Origin of the sequence: Leclercia sp. UBA1284, from assembly GCF_002308415.1 — a bacterium.
Classification (GTDB): domain Bacteria; phylum Pseudomonadota; class Gammaproteobacteria; order Enterobacterales; family Enterobacteriaceae; genus Enterobacter; species Enterobacter pneumoniae.
Genome location: NZ_DBUS01000006.1, coordinates 965,182 through 982,330, shown reverse-complemented (window position 1 = coordinate 982,330; position 17,149 = coordinate 965,182). Strand labels below are relative to the sequence as shown.

Below are 17,149 nucleotides of genomic sequence, written 5' to 3'. Positions count from 1 at the left end.
AATCAGAGCAACAGTAAAACTGTGAAAGTGTAAAAAACAATATTTGTTCAATTGTGAAGGAAATAAGGATAAACCGTGGAGAGATGAAACAACAATAATCATATGAATGATTTTAAAGGAATTATGGAGAAGTATAGCGGCATGACGTTTAATAATAAAGCAATTATCCAGGAATAATCCGTATAAAAAATCTGGCGCATTAAAGATCAATCAAAATAAACGCAACGATGAATGACCGCCCCTTTCGGGGCAGCCGTTATCAGTTTATTTTTTCCAGCATTAATCCTGCGCGCAGCCCAAAGGCAACCGAGGGGTTTGGAAAGAGCACATACTCGGTCGACTTTTGCACCTCGTAGCGCTCCTCACCATCTTCCGCCAGCAGCACGCCCCGACGAAACGGGGTAAAGTTCAGCGTATGTGCCGCCATATGCAGGCGAAAGGCGTCGCTGCGGCGGGTGATTTGTTGCACCACCCGATAGCGCTCCACTTCGCCTGACTGCCGGGTCGGCGTTTTTCCGCTTAATAGTGCCTGCAGGGCCTGCTGAGTGACAGCAAACAGGCGAAGATCGTTATGCCCAAAAGGCAGGGCTTTCCCGAGCTCCAAAGTACAGGCCAGCGCACCAAAGCGTTCACAGCTGAAATGGGTAAAGGTTCCGCCCGGAGTCTGATGGAACACCAGCGCCTCCAGCCCTGCATCCCCCAGCCACCCCAGAAATGCCTCATCCCAGGGGGCGTCCCGCTGGGGCAACACCCCAAAGCGCACGTGGTAAGAGGCGCGGATCGCGGTATGCAGATCCAGATGCCAGCGATCATCCCCTGCATCGGCAAAGAATTCAGCTACACACTGTTCCAGCACCTGGGCCCGGGCGGCATCTTCCCCAGGCGGAAACTGCGTCCAGCGTCCACCAAACATGCGGTTGATATCCCACTCCAGATAGCGCTTATTCGCCACCAGCGCCAGCGGATGGCCGAAGATCACCAGCAGACGACAGCTCAGCATCATTTCGCCGCGGAACAGGGCGCTCAGTAAGGCATCGACGATTTCAACCGGTGCCGTCTCATTGCCATGGATCCCTGACGAAAGCACCAGCGAACGCGTGCTCTGTGTCTCAGGGGTCAATTCCACCACGCCTGGCGCCAGCCAGCGCCAGTGAAACGAAGGGCCGGTGCCCGCATGCTGGGCCGGTGACTCCGCGGCCAGCGTCAGGGCCAACAGGTTTTCCATCTCGCCTCCTTTATTGCTGGAACGGATAGACCGAACCGAGCTGTAAAATTCGGGTTAAGGCATCCAGCGCCTCGCGCCCTTCACGCAACAATTGCGGATCAACCAGATCGGCCTGGGTTAAGCGATCGCGATAGTAGCGATCCACCCAGTCATTAAGTGTGTTGAACAACGTCTCATTCATCATCACCGCCGGGTTGACCGCCTGCTGTTGCTCTGGCGTGAGGACGACCCGCAACCGCAGGCATGCCGGGCCGCCGCCGTTCGCCATGCTTTCGCGAAGGTCAAATACGCGCAATTCGCTGATGGGGTTGTCCCCTTCCAGCAAGGTATTCAGGTAATGCCAAACGCCAGCATGAAGTTGCGACTCCTGCGGTAGCACCAGCATCATGCTGCCGTCGTCTTTACTCAGAAGCTGGCTGTTAAAGAGATAGGTGGCTACGGCATCCGCGACCGAGACCGCCTTTGTGGGCACCTCCAGCGGGGTAAAGCCCGGCACGCGGCTGCGAAGGATCCCGAACAGCGCCTGCTGGTCCACAAACGCCTGCTCGTGGCAAAACAGTACCTGACGGTTGGAGACGGCAATCACATCGTTATGGAATACCCCGTGGTCAATCACCTCGGGATTTTGCTGGGCGAAAATCAGCTGACCCGGATTGACCTGATTCAGCCGGGCCACCGCCTGGCTCGCCGCCAGGGTCTGACGGGCGGGATAGCGTGACGGAGTGGCATGCCCGGATTCATCGCGGCCATAGACGAAGAGCTGAACACCCGGTTCGCCATACTCCCCTCCCAGTCGGTTATGGTTGGCTGCACCTTCGTCTCCAAACATCGCCACCTGCGGCAGGGCCTCATGAACGCTAAAGTGCGTTCTGTCGCGGAAAATCGATCGCAGCAGCTGTTCAGTGGTTCGCGCTTCGGTGGCGCGGTGGAATTTGTTATTGAGGTTAGCCACGGTGAGATGCACTTTGCCGTCGAGCGTATCGGCAGAGGGCGCCACGGTGGCGGCATTAGCCACCCACATCGCCGACGCTGAACTGGCGGCGGAGAGCAGATCCGGATACAAAGTGCCGGCTTTCTCTACGACCTGCTCGTCAGTCCCGCTGAAACCAAGCTGGCGTAAAACGGCCACGTTTGGCCGCTCATGAGGAGGGATCACCCCCTGCGGAAACCCGGCGTCAGCCAGGGCTTTCATTTTGAGCAACCCCTGTTTCGCCGCCAGACGAGGATTTGAGATCTGGAAACGGTGTTTGGTTGAGGCTTCATTCCCAAAAGAGAGCCCGGCATAGTGGTGGGTCAGCCCGACCAGGCCGTCAAAATTGACTTCACGCGCTTTCATGGCGCTTCCCCTGTGTAAAATCGAGGCCCGGATTGAGCTGCTCTGGCAGCGCGATGGTTTCCGTTTCCAGGCTCGCCATCGGCCACGAGCAGTAATCTGCGGCGTACCAGGCGCTGGCACGATGGTTGCCAGAGGCACCCACGCCGCCAAATGGCGCGGTACTGGCGGCACCGGTAAGGGGTTTGTTCCAGTTGACGATCCCGGCCCGCGCTTCCAGCAACAGCTGGTCAAACTTTTCTCTATCCGGGGAGATTAACCCGCTCGACAGGCCATAGCGGGTGGCATTAGCCATGGCGATGGCTTCATCGAAGGTGTCATAACGCCAGACGCACAGCAGGGGGCCAAAGACCTCTTCATCCGCCACGCTCTGCACGCCGCTCATCTCGACGATAGCTGGCGTCAATAAAGAGGTACCCGCTTTTACCCGTCGCGGATCCAGTAACGAGGTCCCGCCCTTCGCAACATGCTCGCGCCAGGCGTTATACACCTGTATAGCTGCCTGCTCAGAGATTAGGCCGCCGATAAACGGTTGATCCAGAGCATCCCACTCGCCGGGTATCAGCGCTGACGATACCTCTACCAGGCGCGCCAGAAACGCATCCCCCTGCGCACCGCGTTTTACCAGCAGGCGACGCGCGCAGGTACAGCGCTGGCCCGCCGTAATAAAGGCGGACTGAATGGTAAGGTGGACGGCGGCATCAATATCGGCGGGCTCATCAACGATCAGGGGGTTATTGCCGCCCATCTCCAGCGCGAGAATTTTTTCCGGCTGTCCTGCCAGCTGACGGTGCAGCTGATACCCGGTGCCGGCGCTGCCCGTAAACAGCAAGCCATCCACGTCGCGAAGGCCGCTCAGCGCCTGGCCCGTTTCCCGTCCCCCCTGCACCAGATTCAACACGCCCGGCGGCAAACCGGCTTGCTCCCACAGCTTAACCACCGCTTCGCCCGTCCAGGGGGTCAGTTCACTGGGTTTGAAGATCAGGGTATTACCCGCCAACAGCGCCGGAACGATGTGTCCGTTCGGCAGGTGGCCGGGGAAGTTATAGGGGCCGAACACCGCCAGCACCCCATGAGGACGATGGCGCAGGGTTGCCGCGCCGTCTACCATCTCGGTGCGTTGCTCGCCAGTACGGGTATGGTAGGCCTTCACCGAGATGGCCACTTTATTGATCATCGCCGTGATTTCGGTCGCTGCTTCCCAGCGCGGTTTCCCGGTTTCGCGAGCAATGATGCTCGTCAGTTCAGTTTTATTGGCTTCCAGTAGTCCGGCGAATTTTTCCGCAATGCTCTGGCGCGCGGTAAAGGGCAACCTGGCCCATGCCGGGAAGGCCGCCCGGGCGGCACGGCAGGCCTGCTCAACCTGATCCGGGCTGGCGTCGTTGCCCTGCCAGAGGGTCTCTTGTCCAACCGGATTGGTTTTCGTGCGTTTTTCTCCCGCGCCGGTGACCCAGTCGCCGTTAATCCATAAAGTCATGCTGTTTTCTCCTCAGGACACAGACGCACCATGCGGATACGGTCGCCTGCGTGGCATTTCAGGGCATCCAGTTGCGCGGCGGTGAGCACCAGACGTTCGCAGTCGGGATCCACGCGAATCAGCGTGGCGCGAAAATGGTCATACTGTTCGTTGGCGACCAGACAGGCTGGCCACTCGCCCGGTGCAGGCTGGCCTTCTGCCACCTCCACCAGCCGACTTTTACGAATCGCGCGCACCCGATCGATATCGCACTCCAGCGTTGGCCCGCCGTCGAAAATGTCCACATAGTTACAGTAGCGGAATCCCTCTTTTTCCAGCACCGCACGAGCCGGCGCGGTTTGCGGATGCACTTCGCCAATCACCGACTGCGCCTCTTCGCTAAGGAAGTGGGTATAGATCGGGTGTTTGGGCATCAGCTCAGCGATAAAGGCTTTTTGCCCGGTGCCGCACAGGTAGTCAGCGCGGCTGAATTCCATGGAAAAGAAGCGCTCGCCGAGGCTTTTCCAGAACGGAGAGAAACCCGTTTCGTCGATCACGCCGCGCATCTCAGCCACCACTTTGTCATTGAAGCGATCGCGGAAGGCCGCCATGAACATAAAACGCGATTTAGAGAGCAGGTAGCCATTGCCCTCCTTGCGCCAGGCGGGATCGAGAAACAAGGTACAAAGTTCACTGCTGCCGGTGTGATCGTTACTGAGAAATAGCGTCGGCAGCGCGTTATAGACGTTCAGCTCTTTCGAGGCGTGAACCAGTGTGCCTACGCGGTAGTTGTACCAGGGATCGTTGAGCCCCACCGCCACTTCAATGGCGCAGATCCCTGCCACGGTGCCGGTTTCGCACTCTTCCAGCACAAAGACATAGCCCTGTTCACCTTTCGGCACCGTCCCTTGCCAGGTTTGAATGGCACGCTCGATACGCGCCAACAGCGTCTGTTCATCGGCAGGCAACGAGGTCAACCCACCGCCTGTTTTACCGGCAAGCTGCATGAGCGCAGGGAGATCCTCACGTTCAACGGGACGGATAACCATCATGATGACACCCCGGACTTCACACGTTCACAGGCCTGCGCAAACCGGTCTAACCCGGTTTGCGCCTCTTCGGTGCTCACAATCAGCGCGGGGGCAAAACGCACCACGTTGGCCCCGGCAATTAACACCATGACCCCTGCTTTCGCCGCTTCCTGTGAAATCAATTTCGCTTTTCCGGCGTACTCCTCGGTTAGCACACAGCCAATCAGCAAGCCAAGGCCACGAATCTCCTTAAAGAGGCCGGTCTGATTGTTGATGGCCGTGAGACGCTCAACAAACCAGTCATGACGCTGTTTCACGCCATTCAGCACCTCTGGCGTATTGATAATATCCAGCACCTGCCCGGCCACCGCTGTAGCCAGTGGGTTACCGCCATAGGTTGTGCCATGCGTCCCCACGCCCATGACGCTGGCGAATTTATTGGTGGTCAGCATCGCCCCAATCGGGAAGCCGCCGCCGAGCGCCTTGGCGGTAGAGAGTACATCTGGCGTTACACCGTAGTGCATATAGGCATACAACTCACCGGTACGGCCGACGCCGGTCTGGACTTCATCGAAAATCAGCACCGCGTTGTGACGCTCGCAGAGTTCGCGTAACCCCTGCAGGAACGCTTTGTCTGCCGGTAACACGCCCCCCTCCCCCTGCATCGGCTCAACGATCACCGCGCAGGTCATGTCGTCGATCAGATCGCGGGCTGAGTTCAGATCGTTATAGACGCCGTGGCGAATGTCCGGCGGCAGCGGTGCAAAATCCTGAGAATAAGAGGGCTGCCCGCCGGCACTGACGGTAAATAGCGTGCGGCCATGGAACGCGTTTTTGAACGCGACGATCCCGCTTTTCTGGCTGCCAAAGTGGTCGTGGGCATATTTGCGCGCCAGCTTCAGCGCCGCCTCGTTGGCTTCGGCGCCCGAGTTACAGAAGAACACTTTCTCCGCGAAGGTGGCGTCGATCAACTTCTTCGCCAGACGCAACGCCGGCTCGTTGGTGTAGCCATTTCCCGTATGCCAAAACCTGGCCGCCTGCTCGTTCAGGGTCTGACGCAATGCCGGGTGCGCATGGCCCAGCGCGTTAACCGCAATCCCGCCGGCAAAGTCGATATACTCTTTACCCTGCTGATCCCACAGCCGTGAACCCTCTCCCCGCACCGGAATAAAAGCCGCCGGCGCATAAACCGGCATCATCCATTCATCGAAATTTTCACGCGTAATTGACAGAGACATAGCGACCTCATCCGGTAAATAAAAGGTTATTTAGATGTTAAATATTTGAGTGTTTGCGCTCTAAATGTAGATTGCACTGTTCGTGCCAGCTAGCGATAAAAGTGCATAAAAGGGAGGTGTAAACGTAAAATCAACAAGTTACGTCGAGGCGTTATTCATTATTTTTGCATAAATAGTGAATATTTTTGCAACAAGCGCGGGTTTGCCGGATGAAAAATAGTAATATTATTCATTTACCAAATATAATTCTGGAATTGTGATCCCTCGCGAAATTACTTAACTCTTTACGCGCTTTTATCGGGCAAGCTGCGCCTAAAAAGTGCAAAAGTTGCACCATTATTTACATCTATCGCCGTTATCGGTTTTTCCCTGCTGGCGGTGGCAGTCAGTCGCGCTAAATTCTGCTACCATCCTTGCACTATTCACCTTGCACTGGCAGCGACTATGAAATTTGTCTCATTTAATATCAACGGCCTGCGCGCCCGTCCCCATCAACTGGCAGCCATCGTCGAACAACATCAGCCCGACGTCATTGGTCTGCAGGAGACGAAAGTTCACGACGATATGTTCCCCCTCGAAGAGGTGGCAAAACTGGGCTATAACGTCTTTTATCACGGGCAAAAAGGTCACTACGGCGTGGCGCTGCTGACCAAAGAGACGCCAGTTTCTGTTCGTCGTGGCTTCCCGGACGATGACGGTGAGGCGCAACGCCGCATCATCATGGCAGAACTGCCTTCGCCGATGGGAAACATCACGGTTATCAATGGCTATTTCCCACAGGGCGAAAGCCGCGACCATCCGACCAAGTTCCCGGCGAAAGAGAAGTTCTATCAGGATCTCCAGCGTTATCTTGAAACTGAGCTGCAGAAAGAGAACCCGGTGCTAATCATGGGAGACATCAATATTAGCCCGACGGATCTTGATATCGGTATTGGTGAAGAGAGCCGCAAACGCTGGCTGCGCACCGGTAAATGCTCCTTCCTGCCGGAAGAGCGCGAGTGGATGGGTCGCCTGCTGGACTGGGGTTTGGTGGACACTTTCCGCTACGCCAACCCGGAAACCCAGGATCGTTTCTCGTGGTTCGACTACCGTTCCAAAGGTTTTGATGATAACCGTGGTCTGCGCATCGATGTACTGCTGGCAAGCCATCCGCTGGCGGAACGTTGTATCGACACCGGGATTGATTACGCCATCCGCGGCATGGAAAAACCGTCTGACCACGCGCCGGTCTGGGCGAAGTTTGATCTCTAAGCTCACCGCGATGAAGGTCAAAAAAATTGACGTCGTCTGCGCCATCCTCGAACGGGATGGCCAGATTTTACTGGCCCAGCGGCCAGAGGATGCCGATCAGGCGGGAATGTGGGAACTGGCCGGGGGCAAAGTGGAACCGGGTGAGACGCAGCAAGAGGCTCTGATTCGCGAGCTGCGTGAGGAGCTCGCCATTGAGGTTCAGCCCGGCGACTATGTTGCCAGCCACCAGCGGGAAGTCTCCCGCCGGCTGATCCACCTGCACGCCTGGCACGTGCCGCACTTTAGCGGCACCCCGGTGGCGCACTATCACACCCAGCTGGTGTGGTGTACCCCACGGCAGGCGTTGACCTACAACCTTGCACCTGCGGATGTCCCGCTACTGGAAGCCTTTATTCTTTCACACGACGCCACACCAGTGGATTCGTACTGATTGTCCGTTCGTCGCGCTGACACTGTAACAATACCCCGTCAGCGCGAACCACCGCCCCCTCCGAATAGTTCTGATCCTGATAGATACAACACATGTTGCACGGCTGCGCCCGCTGCCCGCCAGAGCTGAACACTTCCGGCGGCACGTTAACGTCGATATCCGGGCGCAGACGTTGCTCGGCATAACTGCTGAGAGAGAAAAGCCCGAGCATGGCGGCAATCATTAATCGATTCATAGACGTTTCATCCTGTTTTGTCCTCTTAACACTATAACGGACAGTCACCCGCAAGCTTTAACCCTTTCCATCATCGTTTTTTATTATGACCCGGGGCGGATGATGAATTTCCCTGGATGGGGAAATTTTCACTTGCGTCACAAACTGGTACGAGTGATATAGTCGAAAACCACAACACATCACAGATAAAACCGTCAAAAAGATAATAATTCTATTTATAATAGGAACTTATACTTATGGACCAGGTATGCTCTCTGGAATCGTTTCTGAATACTGTTCAACAGCGCGACCCGCATCAGAGTGAGTTTTCGCAGGCCGTTCGCGAAGTGATGACCACCCTGTGGCCGTTCCTTGAACAGAACCCACGCTATCGTCAGATGTCCCTGCTGGAGCGTCTGGTTGAGCCTGAGCGCGTAATTCAGTTCCGCGTGGTCTGGGTGGATGACCGCAATCAGGTCCAGGTTAACCGTGCGTGGCGTGTACAGTTCAACTCAGCAATTGGTCCGTTTAAGGGCGGCATGCGATTCCATCCTTCCGTTAACCTCTCCATTCTTAAGTTCCTCGGTTTTGAACAAACCTTTAAAAACGCCCTCACTACCCTGCCGATGGGCGGCGGTAAAGGCGGCAGTGATTTCGATCCGAAAGGCAAAAGTGAAGGTGAGGTCATGCGATTCTGCCAGGCGCTGATGACTGAACTTTATCGTCACCTGGGGCCGGACACCGACGTACCGGCGGGGGATATCGGCGTAGGCGGACGTGAAGTGGGCTTTATGGCCGGGATGATGAAGAAACTCTCCAATAACAGCGCCTGCGTGTTTACCGGCAAAGGTCTCTCCTTCGGCGGCAGCCTGATCCGTCCAGAAGCCACCGGCTATGGTCTGGTCTATTTCACCCAGGCGATGTTACAGCGCCATGGTCTGAGCTTTGAAGGGATGCGCGTGGCGGTCTCTGGCTCGGGGAACGTGGCTCAGTATGCCATTGAGAAAGCGATGGAGTTTGGCGCACGGGTCATCACCGCCTCTGACTCCAGCGGCACCGTGGTTGATGAAGCCGGTTTTACTGCCGAGAAGCTGGCACGTCTTTGCGAAATTAAAGCCAGCCGCGATGGCCGCGTGGCCGATTATGCCCGCGAATTTGGGCTGACCTATCTTGAGGGTAAACAGCCATGGGCCGTGCCGGTGGATATCGCCCTGCCGTGTGCCACCCAGAATGAACTGGATATCGATGCCGCGCGTCAGCTGGTGGCAAACGGCGTGAAAGCGGTAGCGGAAGGGGCCAACATGCCCACCACCATCGAAGCGACCGATCTGTTCCTGGAGGCGGGTGTACTCTTTGCGCCGGGTAAAGCGGCTAATGCCGGCGGCGTGGCGACGTCAGGTCTTGAGATGGCGCAAAACGCCGCGCGGATGGGCTGGAAAGCCGAAAAAGTGGATGCGCGCCTGCACCACATCATGCTGGATATTCACCACGCCTGCGTCGAGTACGGCGGTGAAGAGAAACAGACCAACTACGTACGCGGGGCAAATATCGCCGGGTTCGTAAAGGTCGCCGATGCGATGATGGGCCAGGGAGTGATTTAAATTCTCTGAAATGGCAGACGTTAAAAGCCCGGTGCAGGTTACCTCACCGGGCTTTATTTATGCTGCGCTGCGCTTTTTTTTAAAGGGTTTCTTGTTGCCGCTACCTGGCGCTGACATCCCCCTGAACTGCCTGACCGGGGTACTCTTCGCCTGGTTAATCAAATCAAACAGGGTGCCCACCAGCGGCTGCATAAAGTCCTGATAACGGCACTGCTTCTCACTGATTTGTGTCAGTACCGATTCCCAGTGGGCTGTCATATCCGGCCGTGCGGCCAGTTCAGGCAGCGAGTGGATCAGCGCCCGTCCCGGATCGGTGGAGTGAATGTAGCGCCCTTTCTTGATCAAAAAACCCCGTTTGAACAGCAGCTCGATGATCCCGGCGCGGGTAGCTTCGGTGCCTAATCCATCCGTCGCGCGCAGGATCTTCTTCAGATCTTTGTCCTGCACAAAGCGGGCAATACCGGTCATGGCCGAGAGCAACGTCGCATCGGTAAAGTGACGCGGCGGCTGCGTCTGCCGCTCAACCACTTCGCCTTTCTCACAGAGCAGTTCGTCCTCTTTTGCCACCACCGGCAGCGGCGTACCGTCGTTCTCTTCATCGCGCTCTTTATTGCCCAGCAGCGTCCGCCATCCGGCTTCGGCCAGGAAACGCGCTTTGGCCACGAATTTGCCTTTGGCGATCTCCAGCTCAATGACGCACTTGCGGAATACCGCATCAGGGCAGAACTGCATCAGATACTGGCGGGCAATCAGGTTGTACACTTTCGCTTCGTTGTTCGTCAGCGTGACCTTGCTACTGCGCGCCGTCGGAATAATGGCGTGGTGGGCATCGACTTTTTTGTCATCCCAGCAGCGGTTGCGGGTATCTGCGTTAACGACAGGCTGGCCTGATAACTCCGGCGCATGCGCACCGATGGCGTTCATCACCGCGTGCCGCCCGGCAAAATGCTCCTCGGGCAGGTATCGGCTGTCAGAACGCGGATAAGTTATCAATTTATGGGTTTCGTACAACTTCTGGCAGATATCGAGCACGTTTTGCGCGCTCAGGCCAAAGCGTTTCGCCGCTTCAATCTGCAGCGCTGAGAGCGAAAACGGCAGCGGTGCCGGTTCTGATTCCCGTTTATCGTTATAGCTGGTCACGACCGCCGGTTGCCCGCCGATACGGTTCACGACGTGATCTGCCAGAGGACGATGAAGCAAACGCGCCTCTTCATCCTGATAGGGTTCGCAGGCTTCGCTGGGTTGCCAGGTCGCGGTAAAGCGCTCCTCTTTAGGGGTAACGATATGCGCTTTCACTTCAAAGAAATCTTTGGCAACGAAGTTTTCAATCTCTTCGTCACGACGCACCACCAGCCCCAGGACCGGCGTCTGGACGCGGCCCACGGAGAGCACACCCTGATAACCTGCATTGCGCCCAAGAATGGTGTAGGCGCGGGTCATATTAATGCCGTACAGCCAGTCGGCGCGCGCCCGGGCCAGCGCCGAGACGCAGAGCGGGACAAACTCGCTATTGGCGCGCAGCCGCGAGATGGCGCGCTCGACCGCCTGCGGGTTGAGATCGTTAATCAGACAGCGCTGCACCTGCTGACGCTTTTCTGGTGCCAGTTGCAGGTAGTCCAGCACCTCATCCACCAGCAACTGCCCTTCCCTGTCCGGGTCACCGGCGTGAATGATTTCCGCCGCATCGTGCAAGAATCGCTTAATCACATTGAGCTGTTTAGTTACCGACGGACGCGGCTGAAGCTGCCATTTTTCCGGCACGATGGGCAGGTCGTTAAGATTCCAGCGGGCATAACGGCTGTCGTAGGCATCGGGCTGCGCCTGCTCCAGCAGGTGGCCGATACACCAGGTCACCACCTGCCCATTACCACACTCAATAAAACCATCGCCTTTGCGGTGCGGTTTAGGCAACACATCGGCGATGGCGCGACCGAGACTCGGTTTTTCGGCAATAAATAACCGCATCGAATTACTGGATCTCGATCATTGGCCGTCCACCACGAGCCGTGACCAGCTCGCCGATGGCGCTCAGGTTGATGCCGTATTCCGCGGCGGTGGCTTTCACTTCGGCTTCGGCCTCTGGCGTTACCGCCAGCAGCAGACCGCCAGAGGTTTGCGGATCGCACAGCAGATCACGCCACTCGGCGGGCATCTCGCCCATCAGATGACCGTAGCTGGCAAAGTTGCGCTGGGTGCCACCCGGCACCGCCCCCTGGGCAATATATGCTTCGACACCCGGCAGTTTCGGCACATCCTGATACCAGAGTTGCGCCTGGACGCCCGCTCCCTGACACACCTCGCTCAGGTGGCCAAGCAGGCCAAAGCCGGTGACGTCCGTCATCGCCTTCACACCATCAATGTTGGCAAAAGCCGCCCCGGCGAGGTTCATCTGACACATCACTTCCGCCGCCAGGCCTTTATGTTCAGGCTTGAGCAGAGATTTCTTCTCCGCGGTGGTGAGCACGCCAATCCCCAGCGGCTTGGTCAGATAGAGTTTGCAGCCGGGCTCGGCGGTACTGTTGCGTTTAACGCGTTCGGTGGGCACCACGCCGGTCACCGCCAGGCCAAAGATAGGCTCTGGTGCGTCGATAGAGTGGCCGCCTGCCAGCGCAATGCCCGCCTGCTGGCAAGCAAAACGCCCGCCCTCAATCACCTCGCGGGCAATTTCCGGTGCCAGGGTGTTGATGGGCCAGCCAAGAATGGCAATCGCCATAATGGGTTTACCCCCCATCGCGAAGATATCGCTGATGGCGTTGGTGGCGGCGATGCGGCCAAAGTCGTACGGGTTGTCGACAATCGGCATAAAGAAATCGGTGGTGCTAATGATGCTGGTCCCGTTGCCTAAATCGTAAACGGCGGCGTCGTCACGGGTTTCGTTGCCAACAAGCAGGTTCGGGTCGACAAACTTCGCCTGCTCGCTGTGAAGAATGGTCTCCAGCACTTTGGGGGAAATTTTACAACCGCAACCGGCTCCGTGGCTGTATTGCGTTAAACGAATGGTTTGCTCGCTCATGGACATCTCCTGTCATTGCAATTGCGTTATGTTAACGCTCATTCCATTACGGGGTAAGTATGGGTGTCTGAATTCTGGTGCACTTGCACAGAATCCAGACAGTTTAGCCCAGGTCGTCAGAAGCGGGTGACGAACGGCGAGGTATCGGGCACTGAGACGGTGGTGGACGCTTTCAACTGCGGCGTACCGAGATAGAGGAAACCGACGATTTTATCTTCTGTTCTGCAATCCAGCGCATCCCGTACCACCGGGCTGTCGGTTAATGCCCCGCTGCGCCAGATACCATTGAAGCCCTGCGCGAGGGCAGCCATCTGCATTGCCATGACCGCGCATCCGGCGGACATCTCCTGCTCCCAGACGGGAACTTTGTGATTCGGCTGACATTTAGCGACTACGGCGATGATCATCGGCGCGCGGAATGGCGCATTTCGCGCTTTCTCGATCGCTTTTTCATCCTGCTCAGCGGCAATAGCCCCCTTTTCCAGCAGCGCGCTGAAACGCGTGCGGCCTTCACCTTCTATGATAAAGAAGTGCCACGGCTGTAACGTACCGTGATCGGGCGCGCGCAAGGCTGCGCGAAGGATATTTTCCAGCGGTTCACCAGCGGGAGCGGGCTCAGTAAGGCGTGAGGCGCTGCGGCGGTTAACCAGCAGTTCTAGTGCATCCATGGGGTAACTCCTGTCTACGGATTTACTCAAAATTAACACGACAGCAGATTTTGTTACAGCGTGGCAGGCGATTCCTGCTGACAAGAGGCAGTTGGGTCATTACGATAGCCCGACAACCCGTCCATGGCGACGGGCCGGGTAATTTTTGGACAGGGAGAAGAGATGCGAACCCTTTGGCGTTTTTTTGCCGGATTTTTTAAATGGACGTGGCGGCTGCTGAATTTCGTCCGTCAGCTGGTCATGAACCTCTTTTTCATCTTGCTGGTGATGGTTTGCGTTGGCGTCTGGATGCATATAAGCAGCACCAGTCAAAGTCAGCATGCTACGCGCGGTGCGCTGCTGCTGGATATTGCAGGGGTGGTGGTCGATAAACCGTCTACCAACAACCGACTCGGCGTGCTGGGTCGCCAGCTGTTTGGTGCCAGCAGCGATCGTCTGCAGGAGAATTCGCTGTTTGACATCGTCGACGCGATTCGCCAGGCGAAAGCAGATCGTAACATCACCGGGATCGTTCTCGACCTGAGAAACTTCGCGGGGGCCGACCAGCCTTCCATGCAGTACATTGGTAAAGCGCTACGCGAGTTCCGCGACAGCGGCAAACCGGTCATCGCTGTGGGCGATAACTACAGTCAGGGGCAATATTATCTGGCCAGTTTCGCCAATAAAATTTGGCTCTCGCCGCAAGGTACCGTGGACCTGCATGGCTTTGCGACCAATGGCCTTTATTACAAATCGCTGCTGGATAAGCTGAAAGTCACCACCCATGTCTTCCGTGTTGGCACCTATAAATCGGCCGTTGAGCCGTTTATTCGCGATGATATGTCCCCTGCCGCCCGCGAGGCTGACAGCCGCTGGATTGGCGAACTGTGGCAGAACTATCTCGGCACCGTGGCCGCTAACCGCCAGATCACGCCTGAACAGCTTTTCCCGGGCGCACAGGCGGTGCTTGATGGCCTGCGTAAGGTCGATGGCGACACGGCGAAATATGCCCTGAATAACAAACTGGTCGATGTGCTCGGCTCGAGCGCCGACATCGAAAAAGCCCTGACCAAACAGTTTGGCTGGAGCAAAGAGGACAAAAACTTCAGCGCCATCAGCTTCTATGATTACCAGCCGAACAAACCAGCCGATGCTGGCGACAGTATTGCGGTGGTGTTTGCTAACGGCGCCATCATGGACGGGGAAGAGACGCCGGGTAACGTGGGCGGTGATACTACCGCTTCGCAGATCCGCGATGCACGCCTCGATCCAAAAGTGAAAGCGATTGTTCTGCGGGTTAATAGCCCGGGCGGCAGCGTCAGCGCTTCTGAGGTGATCCGCGCCGAGCTGGCTGCGGCGCGCGCGGCAGGTAAACCGGTGGTCGTATCGATGGGCGGTATGGCGGCCTCTGGCGGTTACTGGATCTCCACGCCAGCGAACTACATCGTGGCGAACCCGAGCACCCTGACCGGCTCTATCGGTATCTTCGGGGTCATCAACACCATGGAGAACAGCCTGGATTATCTGGGTGTGCATACCGACGGCGTAGCCACCTCACCGCTGGCAGATGTCGCGGTAACCAAAGCGCTGCCGCCAGAAGTGTCGCAGATGATGCAGCTCAGCATTGAGAATGGTTACAAGCGCTTTATTACGCTGGTTGCCGACTCGCGCAAGAAGACGCCGGAGCAGATCGATCAGATTGCCCAGGGTCACGTCTGGACCGGTCAGGATGCCAAAAAGAACGGTCTGGTTGATAGCCTCGGCGATTTCGACGATGCCGTCGCGAAAGCGGCTGAACTGGCGAAGCTGAAGCAGTGGCATGTGGACTACTATCAGGACGAACCTACGTTCTTCGACGTGGTCGTGAACAGCATGTCAGGCTCGGTGCGCGCCATGTTGCCGCAGGCGCTACAGGCGATGCTGCCGGCACCGCTGGCCTCGGCGGCCAGCGTGGTAAAAGGTGAAAGCGATAAGCTCGCGGCCTTTAACGATCCACAAAATCGTTACGCGTTCTGTCTAACTTGCGCCAACGTACGTTAATCCTCATCCCCTCTTCCGTGAAGAGGGGATTTTTCTTTGAAGCCAAGAACACAACATCATGCACAAGAAATCGATCTACGTGGCTTATACCGGCGGTACCATCGGTATGCAGCGCTCTGAAAATGGTTACATTCCGGTCTCGGGTCATCTGCAACGCCAGCTGGCGCTGATGCCGGAGTTTCATCGCCCGGAGATGCCGGACTTCACCATTCACGAGTATGACCCGCTAATGGACTCCTCTGATATGACGCCAGAGGACTGGCAGCATATTGCCGACGATATTAAAGCTCATTACGATCTGTATGACGGCTTCGTGATCCTGCATGGCACCGACACTATGGCGTTTACCGCCTCGGCGCTCTCTTTTATGCTGGAGAACCTGGGTAAGCCCGTGATTGTGACCGGCTCGCAAATCCCGCTGGCCGAGCTGCGCTCTGACGGGCAGATCAATCTGCTGAACTCCCTGTACGTAGCGGCGAACTACCCGATTAACGAGGTTGCGCTGTTCTTTAATAACCGCCTCTTCCGGGGTAACCGCACCACCAAAGCCCACGCGGATGGTTTCGATGCGTTTGCCTCACCTAACCTGCAACCGCTGCTGGAGGCGGGTATTCATATTCGCCGCCTCGGTACCCCGCCTGCGCCAAATACCCTGGGCGAACTAGTGGTCCATCCGATTACGCCGCAGCCGATTGGCGTAGTGACGATCTACCCGGGGATCTCGGCGGATGTGGTGCGAAACTTTCTGCGTCAGCCGGTGAAAGCGTTAATACTGCGTTCATACGGGGTGGGCAATGCTCCGCAGAATGGTGAATTTCTGCAAGAGCTGCAGGCCGCAAGCGAACGCGGCATTGTGGTGGTGAATTTGACGCAGTGCATGTCCGGTAAGGTCAATATGGGCGGATACGCCACGGGTAACGCGCTGGCGCATGCCGGGGTGATCAGCGGCTTTGATATGACGGTGGAAGCCACCCTTACCAAATTGCACTACCTTCTGAGCCAGGATCTGGATATCCACGCCATACGTCTCGCCATGATGCAGAACCTGCGCGGCGAATTGACGCCAGACGAATAGAGTCGGTTGGGAAGCACGAGAGGGTGACGGCGTTGCCCTCCTCGCCCGCTATCTCATGAGAGGGAGCTTATGAGCAACAGTACCAAAATTGACGGTTTTCTCTTGTTTCCTGCAGCCGGTTTGATACTTTCCTGCATCGCCGGGGCGTTCAACGCCTGGGTGGTCGTGTTACTTCTGTGGCTCTTTTTCACGGGTGAAGACCATGACGTCGGGCTGGCTGTTGCAGCGTTAACCCTGCCGAGCATTGTCTATCTGACTTTGCTGGGCAACGCCTGCTGGCAGTTCTTCAGAAAAAGTAAGCGAACCCGAAAAGCCATGATTGCCTATTACGTGGGTAATTTTGTTATCAACGCCGGTTCGGTCATCTACAGCGGGATCGCCTTCGATATGTCGCTGCAATTCGCCGATCTGCTCTGGCTCCTGGTCTCCTCTTTCAGCCTGATTGTTTTAGTGCCCTGGTTTATCTACTCGAAACGAGTCCCTGTCGTCTTTTGTCGTTAATGCCCGGGCGTCCAGGAATGCTCCGGATAGCGTTCTATGGCCCCGCTTCACCATTAAAATTAGATGATAAATACGCTGCTTTTAAGGAATGAAT

The 17,149-nt window shown here is 56.7% G+C and carries 15 protein-coding genes; 6 read left to right on the top strand and 9 right to left on the bottom strand.

The genetic code is table 11. The features are described from left to right. Nucleotides 1-259: 259 nt before the first annotated feature. The 5 genes from astE to astC are packed head-to-tail and all read right to left on the bottom strand — an operon-like array spanning nucleotide 260 to nucleotide 6,283. Entirely contained in the window at nucleotides 260-1,225 is a 966-nt protein-coding gene (gene astE, locus B3511_RS07950; RefSeq protein WP_286778101.1) for a succinylglutamate desuccinylase, read from the bottom strand. A 10-nt stretch (nucleotides 1,226-1,235) separates the two neighbouring features. Further along, entirely contained in the window at nucleotides 1,236-2,561 is a 1,326-nt protein-coding gene (gene astB / locus B3511_RS07945) for an N-succinylarginine dihydrolase (protein ID WP_286778100.1), read from the bottom strand. Next, nucleotides 2,548-4,035, bottom strand: coding sequence for a succinylglutamate-semialdehyde dehydrogenase (gene astD, locus B3511_RS07940; protein WP_286778099.1), 1,488 nt, complete (start codon nucleotides 4,033-4,035; stop codon nucleotides 2,548-2,550). The genes astB and astD overlap by 14 nt, the downstream gene beginning before the upstream one ends. Beyond that, nucleotides 4,032-5,066, bottom strand: a complete 1,035-nt coding sequence (astA, locus tag B3511_RS07935) for an arginine N-succinyltransferase (protein ID WP_286778098.1) — start codon at nucleotides 5,064-5,066, stop codon at nucleotides 4,032-4,034. Before astA ends, astD begins: the two co-directional genes overlap by 4 nt. Beyond that, nucleotides 5,063-6,283, bottom strand: a complete 1,221-nt coding sequence (astC, locus tag B3511_RS07930) for a succinylornithine/acetylornithine transaminase (RefSeq protein WP_286778097.1) — start codon at nucleotides 6,281-6,283, stop codon at nucleotides 5,063-5,065. Before astC ends, astA begins: the two co-directional genes overlap by 4 nt. Before the next feature lie 444 nt (nucleotides 6,284-6,727). Between astC and xthA the strand changes: the two genes are divergently transcribed. Together xthA and B3511_RS07920 are read left to right on the top strand one after the other, a co-directional pair. Then, nucleotides 6,728-7,534: an exodeoxyribonuclease III gene (gene xthA / locus B3511_RS07925; protein ID WP_286778096.1), complete on the top strand. Its 807-nt coding sequence runs from the start codon at nucleotides 6,728-6,730 to the stop codon at nucleotides 7,532-7,534. A gap of 10 nt (nucleotides 7,535-7,544) precedes the next feature. Next, nucleotides 7,545-7,964, top strand: coding sequence for a pyrimidine (deoxy)nucleoside triphosphate diphosphatase (locus tag B3511_RS07920; RefSeq protein WP_286778095.1), 420 nt, complete (start codon nucleotides 7,545-7,547; stop codon nucleotides 7,962-7,964). On the opposite strand, the gene B3511_RS07915 is transcribed toward B3511_RS07920, so the two are convergent. Continuing rightward, entirely contained in the window at nucleotides 7,924-8,187 is a 264-nt protein-coding gene (locus B3511_RS07915) for a YnjH family protein (protein WP_414671878.1), read from the bottom strand. The genes B3511_RS07920 and B3511_RS07915 overlap by 41 nt on opposite strands. A 248-nt stretch (nucleotides 8,188-8,435) precedes the next feature. Between B3511_RS07915 and gdhA the strand changes: the two genes are divergently transcribed. Continuing rightward, on the top strand, nucleotides 8,436-9,779 hold the full coding sequence (gdhA, locus tag B3511_RS07910) for an NADP-specific glutamate dehydrogenase (RefSeq protein ID WP_046885892.1): 1,344 nt from the start codon (nucleotides 8,436-8,438) through the stop codon (nucleotides 9,777-9,779). A gap of 57 nt (nucleotides 9,780-9,836) precedes the next feature. Here the strand turns inward: gdhA and B3511_RS07905 are convergent, their stop codons facing one another. The 3 genes from B3511_RS07905 to B3511_RS07895 all read right to left on the bottom strand — a co-directional run bounded on the left by B3511_RS07905 (nucleotide 9,837) and on the right by B3511_RS07895 (nucleotide 13,460). After that, nucleotides 9,837-11,744, bottom strand: a complete 1,908-nt coding sequence (locus tag B3511_RS07905; protein ID WP_286778094.1) for a DNA topoisomerase III — start codon at nucleotides 11,742-11,744, stop codon at nucleotides 9,837-9,839. A gap of 4 nt (nucleotides 11,745-11,748) precedes the next feature. After that, complete coding sequence (gene selD / locus B3511_RS07900) at nucleotides 11,749-12,792, bottom strand: selenide, water dikinase SelD (protein WP_046885890.1); 1,044 nt, start codon at nucleotides 12,790-12,792, stop codon at nucleotides 11,749-11,751. A gap of 116 nt (nucleotides 12,793-12,908) precedes the next feature. Beyond that, nucleotides 12,909-13,460 (bottom strand): NAD(P)H nitroreductase, encoded by a 552-nt coding sequence (locus B3511_RS07895; RefSeq protein ID WP_286778092.1) that lies wholly within the window; start codon nucleotides 13,458-13,460, stop codon nucleotides 12,909-12,911. Nucleotides 13,461-13,622: 162 nt separating this feature from the next. Between B3511_RS07895 and sppA the strand changes: the two genes are divergently transcribed. The 3 genes from sppA (at nucleotide 13,623) to B3511_RS07880 (ending at nucleotide 17,055) form a co-directional block, all read left to right on the top strand. After that, nucleotides 13,623-15,479: a signal peptide peptidase SppA gene (gene sppA, locus B3511_RS07890; RefSeq protein ID WP_286778091.1), complete on the top strand. Its 1,857-nt coding sequence runs from the start codon at nucleotides 13,623-13,625 to the stop codon at nucleotides 15,477-15,479. A 58-nt stretch (nucleotides 15,480-15,537) separates the two neighbouring features. Then, entirely contained in the window at nucleotides 15,538-16,554 is a 1,017-nt protein-coding gene (gene ansA / locus B3511_RS07885) for an asparaginase (protein ID WP_040076047.1), read from the top strand. Between the two features lie 69 nt (nucleotides 16,555-16,623). Continuing rightward, nucleotides 16,624-17,055, top strand: a complete 432-nt coding sequence (locus B3511_RS07880) for a DUF2569 family protein (RefSeq protein WP_052953274.1) — start codon at nucleotides 16,624-16,626, stop codon at nucleotides 17,053-17,055. Nucleotides 17,056-17,149: the final 94 nt, after the last annotated feature.